Annotated in this window: 14 protein-coding genes; 10 read left to right on the plus strand and 4 right to left on the minus strand. The window is 69.4% G+C overall.

The genetic code is table 11. The features are described 5' to 3' along the window. Positions 1 to 212: 212 nt before the first annotated feature. The 5 genes from AB5I40_RS30965 (at position 213) to AB5I40_RS30985 (ending at position 7,666) form a co-directional block, all read left to right on the plus strand. Positions 213 to 2,885, plus strand: coding sequence for a nitrate- and nitrite sensing domain-containing protein (locus AB5I40_RS30965; RefSeq protein WP_370933773.1), 2,673 nt, complete (start codon positions 213 to 215; stop codon positions 2,883 to 2,885). Between the two features lie 3 nt (positions 2,886 to 2,888). Then, complete coding sequence (locus AB5I40_RS30970; RefSeq protein WP_370933774.1) at positions 2,889 to 3,566, plus strand: copper homeostasis protein CutC; 678 nt, start codon at positions 2,889 to 2,891, stop codon at positions 3,564 to 3,566. Between the two features lie 325 nt (positions 3,567 to 3,891). Continuing rightward, a complete protein-coding gene (locus AB5I40_RS30975; protein WP_370933775.1) occupies positions 3,892 to 5,520 on the plus strand; it encodes a protease pro-enzyme activation domain-containing protein in 1,629 nt (542 codons plus the stop codon). Between the two features lie 123 nt (positions 5,521 to 5,643). Beyond that, positions 5,644 to 6,861, plus strand: coding sequence for an acyl-CoA dehydrogenase family protein (locus tag AB5I40_RS30980; RefSeq protein WP_370933776.1), 1,218 nt, complete (start codon positions 5,644 to 5,646; stop codon positions 6,859 to 6,861). Positions 6,862 to 6,952: 91 nt separating this feature from the next. Further along, positions 6,953 to 7,666, plus strand: coding sequence for a hypothetical protein (locus AB5I40_RS30985; protein ID WP_370933777.1), 714 nt, complete (start codon positions 6,953 to 6,955; stop codon positions 7,664 to 7,666). Here the strand turns inward: AB5I40_RS30985 and AB5I40_RS30990 are convergent, their stop codons facing one another. The 4 genes from AB5I40_RS30990 to AB5I40_RS31005 are packed head-to-tail and all read right to left on the minus strand — an operon-like array spanning position 7,667 to position 11,091. Further along, positions 7,667 to 8,524, minus strand: a complete 858-nt coding sequence (locus AB5I40_RS30990; protein ID WP_344264907.1) for an ABC transporter ATP-binding protein — start codon at positions 8,522 to 8,524, stop codon at positions 7,667 to 7,669. 14 nt (positions 8,525 to 8,538) lie between these two features. Continuing rightward, positions 8,539 to 9,363, minus strand: coding sequence for an ABC transporter permease (locus tag AB5I40_RS30995; protein ID WP_370933778.1), 825 nt, complete (start codon positions 9,361 to 9,363; stop codon positions 8,539 to 8,541). Then, complete coding sequence (locus tag AB5I40_RS31000; protein WP_344264904.1) at positions 9,360 to 10,127, minus strand: ABC transporter permease; 768 nt, start codon at positions 10,125 to 10,127, stop codon at positions 9,360 to 9,362. Before AB5I40_RS31000 ends, AB5I40_RS30995 begins: the two co-directional genes overlap by 4 nt. A 1-nt stretch (position 10,128) precedes the next feature. Then, entirely contained in the window at positions 10,129 to 11,091 is a 963-nt protein-coding gene (locus AB5I40_RS31005) for an ABC transporter substrate-binding protein (protein ID WP_370940644.1), read from the minus strand. 699 nt (positions 11,092 to 11,790) lie between these two features. Here AB5I40_RS31005 and AB5I40_RS31010 point away from each other — a divergent pair. The 5 genes from AB5I40_RS31010 to AB5I40_RS31030 all read left to right on the plus strand — a co-directional run bounded on the left by AB5I40_RS31010 (position 11,791) and on the right by AB5I40_RS31030 (position 17,607). Further along, positions 11,791 to 14,868 carry a nitrate- and nitrite sensing domain-containing protein gene (locus AB5I40_RS31010; protein ID WP_370933779.1) on the plus strand — a complete coding sequence of 1,026 codons (3,078 nt, stop codon included), beginning with the start codon at positions 11,791 to 11,793 and terminating at the stop codon, positions 14,866 to 14,868. Continuing rightward, on the plus strand, positions 14,865 to 15,341 hold the full coding sequence (locus AB5I40_RS31015; RefSeq protein ID WP_369871052.1) for a roadblock/LC7 domain-containing protein: 477 nt from the start codon (positions 14,865 to 14,867) through the stop codon (positions 15,339 to 15,341). Before AB5I40_RS31010 ends, AB5I40_RS31015 begins: the two co-directional genes overlap by 4 nt. A 27-nt stretch (positions 15,342 to 15,368) precedes the next feature. After that, on the plus strand, positions 15,369 to 16,136 hold the full coding sequence (locus AB5I40_RS31020) for a DUF742 domain-containing protein (protein WP_116204131.1): 768 nt from the start codon (positions 15,369 to 15,371) through the stop codon (positions 16,134 to 16,136). Continuing rightward, positions 16,117 to 16,722, plus strand: a complete 606-nt coding sequence (locus AB5I40_RS31025; protein ID WP_370933780.1) for an ATP/GTP-binding protein — start codon at positions 16,117 to 16,119, stop codon at positions 16,720 to 16,722. The genes AB5I40_RS31020 and AB5I40_RS31025 overlap by 20 nt, the downstream gene beginning before the upstream one ends. A 453-nt stretch (positions 16,723 to 17,175) precedes the next feature. After that, entirely contained in the window at positions 17,176 to 17,607 is a 432-nt protein-coding gene (locus AB5I40_RS31030; RefSeq protein ID WP_009083953.1) for a roadblock/LC7 domain-containing protein, read from the plus strand.

The following is a 17,607-nucleotide window of genomic DNA, read 5'->3' on the forward strand; positions in this document are numbered from 1 at the left end:
GACCGGTCGCTTTCACTCGCCATCCCCTGCCGGGAGAATCTCTGCCTCGTGCTGGATCGTATGGGCCGCTGCCCATACGATCGCCCGCAGGGCTGTGCCCCCGCCAGGGTGGCTTCCCGATCTTTTCGCCGGAAGCTACCGCTTGGTAGTTTCCGGCCGTAGCCCGAGGAGGTCCGTGGGCAGAGGTTCCCGCGGCGGAAAAGGAAGCACAGGTGACCCGTCGCGACGACCGTCCCCGTTCGGGTGACGCGACGGATCCGGCTGCCTCGCGCCCGGTCGGCGGCGGCTGGCGGCTGCGGAACTGGCGGCTGCGCACCAAGCTCTTCGCCGTCCTGCTGATCCCCGCGCTCGCCGTGGTCGTGCTGGTCGGCCTGCGAGTCAACAGCGACCTGCGCGACGCCCGCCAGCTCGCCGAGTTCGCCGCCCGCTGCCGGGTCGACACGACGGTCGCCGAGGTCGTGCACCAGCTCCAGCGGGAACGCGACGTCACCGTCCGGTTCGTCGCGGGCGACCGGAAGGGGGCCACCGACGTCCTCGTCGGCCAGCGCACCAGGGTCGACCTGGCGATCGGGGCGTTCGAACGGTCGCTCGCCGACAGCAAATCGCGGCTCGACGATGCCGCGGCGGGCGATCTGCAGCAGAGCGACGACCGGCTCCGAGTGCTGGGCGGCCTTCGGTACTCGGCCGAACACTCGGCGTATCCGGCCGACGCGGTGCTGCGCTCCTACAGCGAGCTGATCTCCGGTCTGCTCGACATCAGCGACACCGCGGCGGCCGACGTCACCGAACCCGACCTGGCGCGGCTGCGGCTGGCCGGGAACGCGCTCGCGCGGATCAAGGACCAGATGTCGGTCAAGCGCGCGGTCATGTCCGAGGCGATCGCGCAGGGCACGCTCAACCGGGACCGGACGCGCGCGTTGCTCGGCGCGGAAGCCGAGCTGGCCGCCGCGCGCAGCGACTACCGCACCTTCGCCACTCCGGACGAGCAGCGGATGTACTCGGACACGGTGATCGGCATCGTCGTCGACATCGGCAACGACATGGTCGAGTCGGCGCTCACGCGCACGGAGAACAACCAGCCGCTGTCCGGCCTGGACGCGGACCGGTGGGACACCGCGTCGACGTACACGGTCAATCTCGCCCACCAGGTCCAGCAGGCGCTGCTCGTCCAGCTCCAGGAGAAAACGGACGCGCGTGCCGCCAGCGCCCGCGCCTCGACGATCTGGGACGGCGGAATCGTCATCGGCGTCCTGTTGGTCGCCGGTGTCCTGTCGGTGGTGATCGCGCGCTCGCTGCTGCGGCCGTTGCGGATCCTGCGCCGCACCGCGCTGGAGGTCGCCGACCACCGGCTGCCCGAGGCCGTGCAGCGGCTGCTCACCGAGCCCGATCCGGCACCGGAAAACCTGCGGCACCGGGCGGCGGTCGCGCCGGTGCCGATCTTCACCCGCGAGGAAGTCGGCCAGGTCGCGCGCGCGTTCGACGCGGTGCACGGCGAGGCGGTCCGGCTGGCCGCCGAGCAGGCGATGCTGCGCGAGAACGTGAACGCGATGTTCGTCAACCTGTCGCAGCGCAGCCAGGACCTGGTGGAGCGGCAGCTGTCCGTGCTCGACCGGATGGAGGCGGGCGAACAGGACCCGGACACCCTCGGCGGGCTGTTCGAACTGGACCACCTCGCCACCCGGATGCGGCGCAACAGCGAGAACCTGCTGGTGCTGTCCGGCACCGACCTGGTGCGCGAGGACACCGGACCGGTGGTCGCCGACGAGATCATCGGGGCCGCACTGTCCGAAGTGGAGGATTACCAGCGGATCGAGGTCGGCCCGGCCCCGGCGCTCGCGGTGCGCGGCGACGCGGTGAACGACCTGGTGCACGTGGTGTCCGAGCTGCTGGAGAACGCCACCCGGTACTCCGGGCCGCAGGCGGCGGTCACCGTCGAGAGCGCGCGAACGCCGGACGGGGCGTGGCGGATCGAGATCACCGACCGCGGCGCGGGCATGCCGCAGGCGGAGATCGACCGCACCAACGCGCGGCTGGCTCATCCGCCGGAGGTCGACGTCGAGGTGTCGCGCCGGATGGGGCTGTTCGTGGTCGCGACGCTGGCCGAACGGCACGCCATCGGGGTGAAGCTGAGCCCGGCGGAAGGCCGCGGTCTCACCGCGACGGTCGTCGTCCCGGCGGCGTTGATCACCGAGGCCCCGCCGCTGCCGCAGCCGCCCGCGCCGGTCGAACCGGAACCCGCCCCGGAGCCGGAGCTGCTGGCCCCGCTCGCGCCGTTGACGCCGGTCGAAGAGCCGGAGGAGCCCGCCGAGCTGGTCGCGCCGACCCTCGACGACGCCGGTCCGCTGCGCCGCGCGCCGGTGGTCGAGGAAGCGCCGTCGTGGCCGGTCGAGTCGGCGCGGTCGCATCTGGAGATCGACGCGCCGACGGACCGGATGCCGGCTTATCGCGACGTGCTGTCGCGCTGGTTCGACCTCTCGGCACCAGTGGAGGAGCCGGTGGCGCCGGAGCCGCGCGTGGTCGCGCCGATGCCTGAGGTGCCCGCGTTCGAGCCGGACTACCAGGCAGCGAAGCACGCCTACGAAGCACCGCCGGAGTTCCCGACCGACGACCCGGACGAGGCCGCCCCGGAATGGCCGTCGCCCGCGGAACAGCCGGAGTGGCCGTCGCCCGAGCAGCTGGAACAAGAGGACGGGGCCGAGGACACCTGGCCGTTCCTGCGGGTCGCCGACGTGGCGGGCGGCCCCGCCGCGACCGGCGAGCAGCGGCCGATACTCTCGCTTTCCCCCGACGCGGTGCGCGCCCGGATGACGAGCCTGCAAGGCGGCTTCCGGCGCGGCAGGCACGCCAGGGGGGAAGACACCCCGCCACTGGATCGAAACGGATGAGGCATGAGTTCGAACACCGCCCTGCTGGAAGTGATCGCGCTGGGCGCGCCGGACGCGGAGCGGGCGCAGGAGGGCGGAGCGGACCGGCTCGAACTGGTCGCCGACATGGCCAGCGACGGGCTCACCCCGAGCGAGGCGACGGTGCGCGAGGTGCTCGCGGCCACTGATTTGCCGGTGCGCGTGATGCTGCGCGCGGAGAACACTTTCGACGCCCGCGCGATCGACGAGGTGCGCGCTTCGGCGGCCCGGCTGGTGTCCGCGGGGGCGCGGGAGTTCGTGTTCGGCTTCTTGACCGAGGACGGCGAAGTCGACGCCGAGGCGTGCCGCGTGCTGCTGAAGGAGATCGACGGGCGGCCGTGGACGTTCCACCGCGCCATCGACCGTTCGCGCAACCCCATCGCCGCGTACGACGTGCTGGCCGAGCTCGGCTGCGACACCGTGCTGGCGGCCGGCCACGCGAACGGTGTCGCGAGTGGACTGTCGGTACTGCAGCAGCTCGCGCGGCGCACCGACGGCCCGGCCCTGTTGGTCGGCGGCGGTTTGCGGGCGCAGCAGGTGCATTTGCTGCGAGCGGGCGGCGTGCGCGGATTCCACGTGGGCGGCGCGGTGCGTCCGTCCGGTTGGGACGCTCCGGTGGACCCGGCGGCCGTGCGGGAGTGGGCCGAACTCGTCAAAGGCTGACGCTCTAGTCCATTCGAGAAGGGAACCTCGCCGGGAATTGCGATTCCGGCAAGGTTCCCTTCTTCGCTTGACGACCACAGTGCGCGTGTGCGCGCAACCGGTCCGGATTGTCCGGGGCTTCCGCCTCGCGCCTTACGATGGTTTCCGGATTCGGCGGGACATCGCGGCGTGAATCAGGCATAAATCGTGCAAGTGGAAAACAAACCAACCCAGATAAGGTCAGCCAAAAGTAGGTTTCTTTGTTTCGAGGGGTTTTTTAGGGTCGTGATACGGGTCGGTACCGCGATTTAGCCGGCTCGGTCCCCGCCTCTCGAGAGGAATTCTCATGCGCTTGCGCAAGCTCGTCGCCGCCGCGGTTCCGTTGCCGGCGTTGCTGTGCCTGTCCGTGGCCGGCGTCGCGAACGCCGATCCACTGGTCGCCCTTTCCGGCAACGCCGCACCGCTCGCCGCCAGCGCGCGGTCCGGCGACGTCGCCGCTGAGCAGCAGATTCCCGCCGCACTGTCCCTTAAGCTGCACAACCAGCAGGCGCTCGCCCGCTTCCTTTCCGACGTGCAGGACCCGGCTTCGCCGCAGTATCACCGATTCCTCTCTCCGGAGCAGTTCACTGCTGCATTCGGCCCAACACAGGCCGAAGCCGATCAGGCGGTCAATTTCCTCAAGCGCAGCGGCGCGCAGGGTATTCAGGTTTCCGGAAACCGGCAGGCGATCACCTTCTCGGCAACTGCCGGACAGCTGGAATCCGCCTTCCATACGCGTCTCGGCAATTACACCGACACCGTCACCGGCCGGAAGTTCTACGCGAACGACTCCGCGCCGGAATTGCCCGCTTCGGTGTCCTCGGTGGTCGATTCGGTCGTCGGCCTCGACAACCACGCGGTGAAGCACCACGCCAAGCCGGCGGCGGCGCCGCGCACGGTCAAGCCGGTGACGCCGACCATCCTCAAGACCGCGTACGGCACGAGCGGCATGACCGCCACCGGCGCGGGCGTGAACGTCGGTTTCGTGGAGTTCGACGGCTACAAGAAGTCCGACATCACCGCGTACGACACGAAGTACGGCCTCAAGGGCGGTTCGGTCAACACGGTTTCGGTCAGCGGAGCCAACTACGACTCCAGCCCCGGCGACGGCCAGACCGAGGTCGACCTGGACATCGAGGTCGTGCACGCGCTCGCCGCCCCGGCGAACGACTACGTGTACGAGGCCCCGAACTCCAACGCGGGCGAACTGGCGATGTACCAGCAGATCGCGTCGGACAAGAAGGTCAGCGTCGTCTCGATCTCGTGGGGCTCCTGCGAGGCGGCGGAAGGCTCGGCCGCGGCCAAGAGCGTAGACAAGGCGCTCGCGACCGGCACCGCGGAGGGCATCAGCTACTTCGCCGCCGCGGGCGACGACGGCACCACCGACTGTGCCCGCCAGACCGGCAGCAAGGCACAGGCCGTGGACTTCCCGGCGTCCAGCCCGAACGTCTCCGGCGTCGGCGGCACGCAGCTGACGGTGAACTCGTCGAACGGCTACAGCAGCGAGACGACGTGGAACGACGGCGCCTCGGGCGGGGCCGGCGGCGGTGGCATCTCGACGATCTTCGCCGCGCCGTCGTGGCAGTCCAAGCAGAGCACGACCAAGCGCAAGGTCCCGGACGTCGCCGGTGACGCCGCACAGGGTTCGGCGTACACGATCATCTCCGGCGGACAGACCGGCAACGTGTGGGGCACCTCGGGCGCGGCCCCGCTGTGGGCGGGCTTCGCGGCGCTGCAGAACGAGGTCCACAAGGGCGGCCTCGGCAACCTGAACCCGAAGTTCTACGGCATCGGCAACGGCACGTCCTACGGTTCCGGTTTCCACGACGTGACCACCGGCAACAACACCACCGGCTTCTCCGCCGGCAAGGGCTACGACCAGACGACCGGCTGGGGTTCGTTCAACGGCTCCGGACTGTCCAAACTGATCGGCTGACCACGGCTGTCGCGAGCGCCTGTCCCGGTTGCCGGGGCAGGCGCTCGCGCGTGTCTTGTGGACTGCAGCGGCTACGGACAATGGCTGATTGACCAAGATCCGGGACGCTGTTTTGATGGCCGGGTGCAGCCTCTCCTGACGCCCAAGCAGCAGGCCCTCGTCGACCGAGCCGCCAAGCTCGCGGACATTTTCGCCGAGCGCGCGGCCGAGCACGACCGGGACAACACCTTCCCGCACCAGAACTACGACGACCTGCGGGAGGCGGGCTTCCTCCGGCTGTCGGTCCCGGAAGAACTGGGCGGCTCCGGAGCCGGGCTGCCGGAAATCCTGCCGGTGCTGGAACGGCTCGCGATGGGCGACGGCGCGACCGCGCTGGCGTTCACGATGCACCTGTCGCCGCTGGGACAGTGGGCGAGCGTGTGGCGGCGCACGAAGGCGCCCCGGCTGGAGCAACTGCTGCGCAAAGCGGTGGACGGCGAGCTGGTGTGGGCGTCGATCACCAGCGAAACGGGCCTGCGCAACGACATGACGGACGCGAAAACCCGCGCTGTCCGCGTCGAAGGCGGCTTCGAACTGACCGGCCGCAAGAGCTTCGCGACCAACTCGGCCGTCGCCACGCACTGCTCGACCACCGCCCGCTACGAGGACGCCGACGGCGGCCCGCGGCTGCTGCTGTGCCAGATCGCGCTGGACGCGCCGGGCGTCACGATCCACCAGACGTGGAACACCATGGGCATGCGCGGCACCCAGAGCAACGACGTCGAACTGGACAAGGTGTTCGTCGAGGACGCCGCGGTCGTGCACTCGCTGCCGGTGAAACACCTCGACTCGCGGGTGCTGGAAACCGTGTGGGCGTGGGCGATGCCGGCGTTCTCGGCGGTCTACACGGGAATCGCGGCGGGCGCGCTGGACTGGGCCGTGCAGACGCTGATCCAGCGCGGCAAGGCGGAAGACCCGGTGCTGCAGGACGTGATCGGCGAATGCCAGATCCTGCTGGAGAGTTCGCGCGCGCTGATCTACCGCCAGGCCGACGAGGTGACGAGCCGACGGTTGTTCACCGGAGACATCCAGGACGGCGTGGCCCGCAGCGCGGTGGTGAAGTACACGGCGGCGAACAACGCGGTCAAGGTGATGCAGCGGCTGGTCGACGCGCTGGGCGGCATGTCTTACTCGAAGGCGCTGCCGTTCGAGCGCATGTGGCGGGACGTGCAGGCGAGCACGTTCATGCCGATGGGGAACCTGGCGGCCCGGAAGCTGGTGGGGGCCAACGTGCTCGGCGTGCGGACGCTGCCGGAGATCGGGCCGGACGAGACCGGGCCGGATTCCCGCGCTAAGGGCTGAACGGGTGAACCCGGCCGGAACCGGGTGAGTTTTCGCTGCTCAGGGGCTATCTTGACCGCTTCGGTCTTGGTGTCCAGGGGAGGGACAGCGAGTGGCGAAGCAGAAATTCCGGACGCTTGAGGACGGGACAGTAATCCCGATCAACGACGGCGGCGGGGCGAAGGTCTTCGTGGCTGGGGTCGCGGTCGTCGCTGCCGTCGGCGGCGGAACTGCGGCCGGAATCGGCGGTGCGGCGAGTGTGGGATCCGGGGCAGCCGAGGCTCTACCCGGAAATCTCGCCGGTGACGTCGCGGACTCCTTGCCCGGCCGCAGTCTTGAGACCCGCAAAGCCGAGGGCAAGAAGTCCGCGAAACGCGGCCGCAAAGACGAGACCTTCAGCCGCTTCAAGCTCAAACAGCTCAAGCAGGCGGCCAAACACGAGATCGACTGCCTGCTGAACTCCACCGACCGCGTCCGCGACTACCTCGCGGAGCACCGCTGCACCTCATTGGACCGAAACCTCTTCGCCGTCGGTGACGGACACGGCAACGCCGCGGTGATTTCCGTTGCCCGCGTGGGATTTCCGAAGAAGAGCGACGCCGAGGGGTGCGAGAAGGTCGAAGAGGTGCAGGGCAGCGGGGACATCAAACCCCTAGGCGCTGCCCTGCTCGGCCTCGACGGCGTGAAATTCTCCGGCCGCCACTTCCAGTCCAGAGTGGACGGTCGAGCAATGGTGGTCGCCGAAACGGAAACCGTTGCCGGACAAGTAGATTCCGGCACCCTCGACGCGCTCGCCGACGTCTCGGTCTGGTTCCCGAAGCTGTGACTACTTCTTCTCCGAAACGACAGTCTCCGAAGCCTCGGAAGCAGCAGCCTCCGCCGCCTCCTGCTCCGCCAAATCCGCAGCCGCCTGGACCGCCGGACCATGCAGCAACCGCGCCACTTCACCGCGCAGCGAAACGAATTCCGCCGATTCCCGCGTAGTGATCTGGTCCCGCTGCGCGGGCAGGTCCACCTTCAGATCGGCCACGATCCGCGCCGGCGACTTCGACAGCACCAGCACCCGGTCGCCCAGGTACACGCTCTCGTCGATGTCGTGCGTCACCAGCAAAACCGTCGTGCCCTGTTCGACCTGGACCCGGCGCAGCAGGTCCTCCAGCTCGAACCGGGTCTGCGCGTCCACCGAAGCGAACGGCTCGTCCATCAGCAGCAGCGCCGGACGGCTCGCCAGCGCGCGGGCGATGGACACCCGCTGCTGCATGCCGCCCGAGAGCTGCCACGGGTACTTGTTCACCGCGGCGGACAGCCCGACCGCCTCGAGCGCTTCGGCGGCCCGGGCACGCCGGGTCGCCTTGTCGAGTTTGCTCCAGCGCAGCGGGAATTCCACGTTCTTCGCGACCGACAGCCACGGGAATAGGGAACGGCTGTAGTCCTGGAAGACCACGGCGAGATCGTCCGGCACCGACGTGACGCGGTCGCCGTGCAGGCTCACCGTGCCGCCGGACGGCGGGATCAGGCCGGCGATCGCGCGCAGCAGCGTGGACTTGCCGCAGCCGGACGGGCCGACGATGCACGCCAGCTGCCCGGTCTCGACCGTGAACGACAGTTCGTTGACCGCGACGTGCGCGGATTCGCCGCTGCCGTAGCGGTGGCTGAGGCCGGAGACCTCGAGCATGGTCGACATAACGGGAAACCTTCCTAGTTCCGGCCGGGCTGCCAGCCGAGCACCCGGCGTTCGATGCCGAGCAGCGCGGCGTTGAACCCGTACCCGAGGATGCCCAGCAGCACGATCCACGCCCACATCTGGTCGAAGTCGTACGAACGCTGGGCGGCGAGCAGCGCGTAGCCGATGCCGTTGAGCGCCCCCACCAGTTCGGAGATCGCCATCAGGATCAGCGCGATGGAGAGCGACAGCCGCAGCCCGGCGAAGATCTTCGGCAGCGCCGCGGGCAGCACGACCAGCCCGATCCAGTACCGCTTCGGCGTGCGGAACGCGCGCGCCGTCTCCGCCTTGACCTTGTCGACCGAGCGGACTCCGTCCACTGTGTTCATCAGGACCGGCCACAGCGAACCGAAAATGATCGTCGCGGTCTGCATGCCGGGGCCGATGCCGAACAGGATGATGAACACCGGCACCAGCGCGGGCGGCGGGATGGCGCGGAAGAACGCGAACAGCGGCCCCACGTAGTCCATTCCGGTGCGCGAGCGGCCCAGCGCGGTGCCGAGCGCGACGCCGATCACGACCGCCAGCAGCCAGCCGCCGAGGACCCGGCCGAGGCTCGGCAGGATGTGGTCGAAGACCGGATCGCCGAGGAACAGCTGCGAAGCCGGCCCGGAGAACCACAGTTTCGCCGCCGCGGCGGCGATCTTCGACGGCGGCGGGAAGAACACGCTCTCGCTCAGCTGGGTCGCGATCTCCCACAGCACCACGAGAATCGCGAACAGCAGCCACTTGCGGGCGAACCCGCTGATGCCGCGGCTCATCCGGCGCGTCACGGTGGACGGCTTCTCGACCACACTCACGCGGCGGCTCCTTCGACGGCGCTGCTCCAGCGGAACAGCCGGTGCCCCAGCCGTTCCAGGCCCTCGTTGACGAGGAAGCCGAGGATTCCGGCGATGACCGTTCCGGCGAGCACCAGGTCCATCCGGCCCGGCCCGGAACTGGCCTCGAGCACGAACTGCCCGATGCCGAGTTTCGCGCCGGCCAGGAATTCCGTGCTGATCACCAGGATCAGCGAAATCGCGGCGGACAACCGGATCCCGGTGAACACGAACGGCGCGGCGTGCGGCAGCGCGACCGAGGTCAGCACCCGCGAACGCGGAGTTCCGTACGTGCGCGCGGTTTCCAGCAGCAGCGGATCGATCTCAGCCAGCGCGTAGATGGTGTTGAAGAGGATCGGCCACACCGCCGCGTACACCGCGAGCGTGATCTTCGCTTCCGGGCCGCCGCCGACGACGATCAGCACCAGCGGAATCAGCGCCACGGAAGGGATCGGGCGCAGGAATTCGACGATCGCCTTGGTCGCGTCGCGCAGCCAGGGGATGCTGCCGAGCAGCAGACCGGCGGGGACCGCGATGGCGATCGAAATGAGCAGCGCGATCATCCACGCGAGCACCGAGGCGACCACGTCGCGCACGAATTCGACGTCGCCGAGCAGTTCGCCGATCCGGGCGAACACGACGGTCGGCGGGGGCAGGTCGTTCTGGTCGATCAGACCGGCCCGCACGACGGCCTCCCAGATCAGGAGGAAGCCGAGCAGGCCGGTCAGGTTCCGGACGAGGCGCACGTCAGGACGCGTTCGCCTGCGGGACGATCATCGACTGCACATCGATCTTCGACTGGATGGAACCGAACTGCTGCAGCAGGTCCGGCACGCGCTGGATGCGCCGTGCGTCCAAAGTGGACTGGAAGGTCAGCAGGTTCGTGATCTTCGCGGTCGCCTCGTCCACCTTCGAGAACTGGATCATCAGCGGCTCGATCTTGGAGCGGTCGGACGCTTCCTTGGTGGCGCGGAGCATCGCGCGCTGGAACGCGGCGACGGTCTTCGGGTTGGCGTCGGTGAACTTGCCGAGCGAGCCGTAGCCCGCGGTCGGGAAGTCCTTGGTGCCGCCGGAAGCGGTGTCGATGACCTCGACCGTCCCGTTGACCTTCGCCGACTGCGTGATGAACGGCTCGGTCAGGAAGCCCGCGTCGATGTCGCCGCGCTTGACCGCGGGGCCGATGTCCGGGAACCGCAGCGAGACCCACTTGACGTCGTTGAAGTTCACGCCGTTGTCGCGCATGACCGACTTGGTCAGGGTGTCGCAAATCGTGTTGGTGGCGGTGATCCCGATCTTCTTGCCCGCCAGGTCGTGCACGTTCTTGATGTTGCTGTTCGGCATCGCCACGACCTCGGTGCTCTTCGGGCCCGCCGAGGAGGCGTCGGCGACGAGCTTGATGTCCGCGGCGCCCTTGCTCTTGGCGATGAAGAACGGCGTGTAGCTCGCGTAGGCGATGTCGACCTCGCCCGACTGGAGCTTCTGCAGCGAGGCGTCACCGCTGGCGGCATCGACGGCTTCGACTTCGAGTCCCTCGTTCTTGAAGTAGCCGTTCTGGACCGCGAGGTGGAAAGGCACCACGTCGATCGTCGGCATGATCGAGACCTTGATCTTGGCCTTCTCGACCCCGGAGCCGCCCTTCGAGCTGCCCGAATCGTCCGATCCGCCCAGCAGGCCGCATCCGCTGGCAGTCAAGGCCACGCCGCCCGCCATCGCGAGCGACAGGAACCCGCGCCTGCCGTAATCGCGCCGGCTGCTCACCGCTTCTTCAAACAAGGTCGCTCCTAGCAAATGGGCCCGCGTCTGGCATGGACGCGGGGGGAAGGTGGCTCATTGTCCGGAGTCACGCGGCTACTGTAGAGAACCAGGACGATCACTCACAATGGGTGTTCATATACGATTCAGAAGTGTTGCTGGTCACTCGATCAGGTGATCGAATCCCCTGGTATGCCGGGGTATGTGAACGACCCGTGGGTGCCCGAAGGGCCTTGATCCGCTGCCTGGGTGCTCTCCGGGCAACTTCTGGAGGGTTACAAATCGGCCAGGCGTTCGCTACCCTCTGCTCCTGCAGTGTGAGGTGTGGACCACCGATGTAGTGAGAGCAGGACATGCGAAAAGGCTCTCCGCACACGTCGGCTACTAGCCGGCGGAGGGTGGCCTCGGCCGAACGGACCAAGAGATCGACCACGTGCGGGGACCGAACGTCATGCCAGACCTGAACCGATTCCGCGCCCGAGGCGACGGGCAGCCGCACCGGGAAGTCGATCTTTTCACTCGAAAGGGTGTAACAGTCCGGGGCGCGGTCCAGACCACTCAGGTGGCGGATTACCTGCCGGGAGCGTGCGCGTAGTGGCCACGAGCACGGCAGGTTCGGAATCAACGGGCCCCTCGGGCCCGGACGGTGGTGCGGCGGTGCCGAACGAAGACACCGCGGGGGCAGGGGAGGCCTCCGCTCAGGAGAACGCGGGGACCGCGCAGCAGCGGTCCTGGCTGGCGCTCGGCAACTGGCGGCTGAGGTCCAAGCTCGCGCTCATTCTCCTCATTCCCACGATCACCGCGCTGGTCCTCGGCGTCCTGCGCGTGGTCGACGACGTGCGGTCGGCGGTCGACCTCAACCACACCGCCAACCAAGTCGCCTTCGCCGAGAAGGTCACCGCGGTGGTGCACGACCTGCAGCGCGAGCGCGCGCTGGCCGTGGTCCGGATCTCCTCGGGCGACCCGCTGCGCCAGACCGGCCTCGACGCGCAGATGGCGAAGGTCGACCGCGACGTCGACGACCTGCGCAACGCCGCGGTCAACCTCGACAACCAAGACCAGGCGGCCAGCGACCGCTACGCGCACGGCCTCCAGCGCCTCGACGCGCTGCGCCCGCTGCGCGCGGCGATGACCACGTCGGCCTACTCCGACCGCGCGGTGCTCGACACCTACTCCTCGGTGCTCGACTCGCTGATCCAGCTCGGCCGCGAGGTCTCCACCGCGACGACCGACCGCGACCTGCTCCGCCTCGGCACGAGCACGCAGTCGATCAGCGAGGCGAAGGAGTTCATCCTCCGCGGCGACTCCGCGCTGCAGATCGCCGCGTTCCGCGACAACTTCCCCGGCAACCTGATCGACGAGACCCGGGCCGCCGAGGCCAGCGGCGACGCGTCGATCACCGCCTTCCTGGCCAACGCCACCGGCGACCAGGTCCAGCTCTACAACGACACTTACTCCGGACCCGAGGTCGACGAGCGTCGGCGGTTGCAGACGCAGGCCTTCTCCTTCGCCCAGCAGAGCCAGCCGCTCAACCTCGACGGCACCAAGCTCGGCCAGGACTCCACCGTCGCCGCCGACAAGCTGCGCGCGGTCGAGGTCAACCTGCTGACCCAGCTGCGCGCGCAGGCCGACGAACTGGCCAGCAACGCGGTCCGCTCGGCGTGGGTCGGCGGGGTCATCGTCCTCGCCGCGCTGGTCGCCGCGCTGATGCTGATGCTCGTCATCGCCCGCCTGATGCTGCGCCCGCTGCGGGTGCTGCGGAAGACCGCGCTGGACGTCGCCTACACCCGGCTGCCGGAAACCGTGCAGGCCATCCTGGACGACCCGGACCCGGTCAACGCCTCGAAGAAGGCGGTCGACCCGGTTCCGGTCCTCACCCGCGACGAGATCGGCGAAGTGGCGCGCTCGTTCGACGTGGTGCACGAGCAGGCGGTCAAGATGGCCGCCGAACAGGCACTGCTGCGCGAGAACGTCAACGGCATCTTCGTGAACCTCTCCCGGCGGTCGCAGCGGCTGGTGGAACGCCAGCTCGGCGTGATCGACCGGCTCGAGGCCGACGAGCAGGACCCGGACCATCTCGCGAGCCTGTTCGAACTCGACCACCTGGCGACCCGGTTGCGCCGGAACGGCGAATCGCTGCTGGTGCTTTCGGGCGCGGGCCTCGCGAAGTCGGTGCCGAAGCCGGTGCCGGCGGCCGACGTGATCGGCGCGGCGGTGTCGGAGATCGAGCAGTACGCCCGCATCGAGATCGGCATCGTGCCCGAGGTGGCGGTGCAGGGCCTCGCGATCCACGACCTCGTGCACGTGCTCGCGGAACTGCTCGACAACGCGACGTACTTCTCCGAACCGGAAACCAAGATCACCGTCCGCGCGGTCATCACGCGCAAGAAGGCGCTGGCGATCCAGGTCACCGACCACGGCGTCGGGATGACCGAGGAACGCCTCGCCGAGGTCAACGAGCGCCTCGCCGACCCGCCGGACCTGGACGTGTCGGTGACCCGGCGAATGGGTCTGTACGTGGTCGCCCGGCTGGCCCAGCGCCACGGCATCGAGGTGCGGCTGCGCGAGAACGAGGACATCGAGGGCGGCGTGATCGCCCGCGTCGTGGTCCCGGTCGAGCTGCTCACCCAGGTCCGGACCGTTTCGCCGACGATGCGGAACACCCCGCCGCCGCCGAACCGCAACGAGGTTTCGCACCCGAGCCTGCCGCCGCTGAACCGCGAGCCGGAGCCGCCGAACCCGCTTCCGCTCGCGCCGCCGCCCGCGGCCGCCGAATTGACCGAGGCGATGGGTTCGAACGGCGGAGCGTCGGAGAACGGCGGTCTGGTTCCGCTCGACCAGCCGATCAGCCTCGACGACCTCGTCGCGGGCAACCGCGCGGCCGGTCCGTTCCTCAGCCCGGCGACGCCTGCCTCGGAAACGCCGGCGTGGCCGACCGCGGAAGACCTCGCGCCGCTCACGCGCGAGTCCTACGGCGAGGGCGCGAGCCTGGCGCAGACCGAGTTCCCGCCGCTGGTGCTGCCGAAGCGGGAGCCGAAGTACGTCGCGCCGGAAGCTCCGAAGGAGCAGCCGCCCGCCGAGCCGGACGGTTCCGCCGCGCTCGAGGACGACGTGCCCACCCGGCGGCTGCCGATCTACCAGTCGGTGCTGTCGCGCTGGTTCAGCGAGGGCGAGGACGGCGAGAACGGCGCGGCAACGCCCCAGTCCGCCGCACCGGAACCGGAAACCGCCGCGGCTCCCGAGGCCCCCGCGGCTCCGGCCGAACCGGAGGAGACCCGAGCCGCCGAGCCCGAGCGGCGACCCGAGCCGGCGGCCCTCGAATCGACGCCGCTCTACCCCGGTTCCGACGAGCCGGAGGACGACAGCTGGCACAGCGTCTCCGACGAGGGCTGGCACGCGGCGCAGTCGCTGCTCGAATCCAAGAACGAGGAGATCACGTCCGCCGGGCTGCCCAAGCGCGTGCCCAACGCGTACCTGGTCCCCGGCTCGATCGGCAACGCGCCGGAACCGGCGCAGCAGAACTCGTTCACCGACGCGACCACCGGAATGCCCGGAACGGGTGCGATCACCCGCTCGGCGACGGCTGCCCGCAGCCGGATGGCAAGCTTCCAGCGTGGGTACAAGTCCGGAAGGCACGCACTGAAGGAGCGGCCGCCGGACGCCCGGCTCGACGACGACGGGGTTCGCGTCACCGGGGCCGGGTATGTGAGCGACAGCAGTGAGGAGCGAGAGTGACACGGGCGGGAGTGCAGCCGGGAGGCGGCTCGGTGCAGCCGAACGGCAGGCAGGCCGGCGGCAGCGCGGCGAGCAGCTTCGCGTGGCTGATCACGGACTTCGTCCACCGGGTGCCCGGTGCGGCGCACGCGGTGGTCGTCTCGGCCGACGGTCTGCTGCTCGCGTCTTCGCGCGGGCTGCCGAAGGACCGGGCGGACCAGTTGGCGGCCGTCGCCTCGGGGCTGACCAGCCTCGCGCGCGGGGCGGCGAAGGTGTTCGAGGGCGGCCCGGTCGCGCAGACCGTGGTCGAGATGGCGAACGGATTTCTCTTCCTGATGTCGGTGTCCGACGGCTCGTGCCTCGCGGTGCTTGGCTCGCCGGAGAGCGACATCGGCTTGGTGGTGTACGAAATGACGCTGCTGGTCGAACGGGTCGGCCAGCAGCTGACACCGGAGATGCGGGCACAACTGCAGGGCGCTGCGGTCCGTCGCTAGGCGGACCTAGGACTACAGGAGTAAACCGTGGACGACGGGCGCTTGCGCGGCGACGGCCGGCTCGGTGACGAGCACACCGGGGGCTGGGGCGATCGGGACCAGAGCCGGGAGGACTGGAAGTCCTTCCGGGACCGGGTCGACCGCGAATGGCGTTCGAGGGACGTCCAAGCCGCGGATTCCGAACCGGTGCGCGAACCGCCGAACTGGCTGACCGATTCCAACGCCGGGCAGCAGCCGGGCATCACCGCGGTGCCCGGGTACCGCGAGCGGCTGCTCGGCGGGCCCGGTTCGGAGCTGTTCGGCGGGGCGAGCGGACCGCTGTACGACTCGGCCGAGTTCGCCGCCTTCAGCGCCGAACGCGACGGGTCTCCCGGACCGTCGTCGAACGAGCTGGCCGCCGCGCTGCCGATGCAGGCGGCGGGCGAGTACGTGGACGAGCCCGCCGAGGTGGAGACCTCCGGGCTGGTCCGGCCTTACTTCCGCACCCGCGGGCGCACGAAACCGACCTACGACCTCGCGATCGAGGCCCTGGTGTCGACGAGCGAGCAGGGCCGGGTGCTTGACCGCGTCCGCGTGCCGGAGCACCGGTCCATCTGCGACCTGTGCCTCGACACCCGGTCGGTCGCCGAGGTGGCCGCGCTGCTGCGGCTGCCGCTCGGCGTGGTGCGAGTGCTGATTGGTGACGTGGCGGGCCTCGGCCTGGTGCTCGTGCACACGAGCAGCAGCACGAATTCGGGCGACCGCCCCAGTATCGAGTTCATGGAAAGGGTGCTCAGTGGGCTTCGGAGAATTTGACTCCGACGCGAACACACCGCAGACGGGTCCGACCTCGTCGGCCAAGATCGTGGTCGCGGGTGGGTTCGGTTCGGGCAAGACGACTATGGTCGGGGCGATCTCCGAGATCGACCCGCTGACCACCGAGGCCATGATGACCGAGGCCAGCGTGGGCCACGACGACGTGTCGGCGACGCCGAACAAGTCGACGACCACGGTGGCGATGGACTTCGGCCGGATCTCGCTCGACTCCGACCTGGTGCTGTACGTGTTCGGCACGCCGGGCCAGCACCGGTTCTGGTTCATGTGGGACGACCTCGCCGTCGGCGCGATCGGTGCGGTCGTGCTCGTGGACACGCGCCGGCTCGCGGACGCGTTCCCGTCCATCGACTTCTTCGAGAACCGGAAGCTGCCTTACGTCGTGGCGATCAACTGCTTCGACCGGCTGCTGCACCACCAGATCGAAGACGTGCGGCACGCGCTCACCATCTCGCCGTCGGTGCCGATCATGGCGTGCGACGCGCGGGAGCGGGAATCGGCGAAGCAGGTGCTGATCTCCGTCGTGCAGCACGCGATCGCGCACGACACGGCTTTGCGGGCGGGCTAGTCCCGTCCGCGGTCCCCGCCGCCGTCTGCGAAGGAGGCATACGCCGACTCCCAGATTCCCGTTACACCCCGGCTCGGGTGCGGCCGTTGGAGTGAACTCCGCGCGCTTCACCCGCTTCGGGGAGTGGTGCCTCCGAGCGGGGCAGGCTGAGTAGTCCTGTCCCCTCGCACCCGAGGCCGGCAGCCCCTGATCGGGGCGTCGGACCGGCGGTGACCTGCACGGACATCCCGCTGCGCACGGTGGCCGCCGCCACCACCGAGTGACCCGCGAATGCGTGGTTGTGCATGCGTTCGCGCGACGTTACATCCGGCAGACACGTACCGTGCCCGGGCACACGCTCGACACGACCGGGTGCGTGAATACGCTGGAACGACGACTTCACCGCGGCCGGGCGAGGATGGCCGGCAGACGGCGAACGGGCGTCCGGCAGCGTTCGAGGAGCTTGGAGGGGCAGTGACCGATTCCGACCGGCCAGCGGACCAGGGCACGTTCAGCTGGCTGATCTCGGATTTCGTGCGCCGGGTCCCGGGTGCGGCGCACGCGGTGCTGGTGTCGGCGGACGGACTGATGCTCGCGCCTTCGGAAGGCTTGCCGCAGGAGCGCGCCGAACAGCTCTCGGCGGTGGCGTCCGGGCTGATCAGCCTGACCCAGGGCGCCGCGCGATGCTTCGAGGCGGGCGGCGTGAACCAGACCGTGGTCGAGATGGAACGCGGATACCTGTTCCTGATGTCGGTCTCGGACGGGTCCTGCCTCGCCGTGCTCGCCGCGCCGACGTGCGACATCGGGACGGTGGCGTACGAGATGACCCTGCTGGTCGAGCGGGTCGGCGAGCAGATCACGCCGGAGCTGCGCGCGCAGCTGCAAGGCGGCGGGGTGCTGGGGTAG

The sequence above is a fragment of the Amycolatopsis sp. cg13 genome, assembly GCF_041346965.1.
GTDB lineage: Bacteria > Actinomycetota > Actinomycetes > Mycobacteriales > Pseudonocardiaceae > Amycolatopsis.

Bases quoted from the DNA above. Each gene is read 5' to 3' on its own strand.
- AB5I40_RS30970 (WP_370933774.1), top strand. From the start codon at position 2,889: ATGAGTTCGAACACCGCCCTGCTGGAAGTGATCGCGCTGGGCGCGCCG.
- AB5I40_RS30975 (WP_370933775.1), top strand. From the start codon at position 3,892: ATGCGCTTGCGCAAGCTCGTCGCCGCCGCGGTTCCGTTGCCGGCGTTG.
- AB5I40_RS30990 (WP_344264907.1), bottom strand. From the start codon at position 8,524: ATGTCGACCATGCTCGAGGTCTCCGGCCTCAGCCACCGCTACGGCAGC.
- AB5I40_RS31005 (WP_370940644.1), bottom strand. From the start codon at position 11,091: ATGGCGGGCGGCGTGGCCTTGACTGCCAGCGGATGCGGCCTGCTGGGC.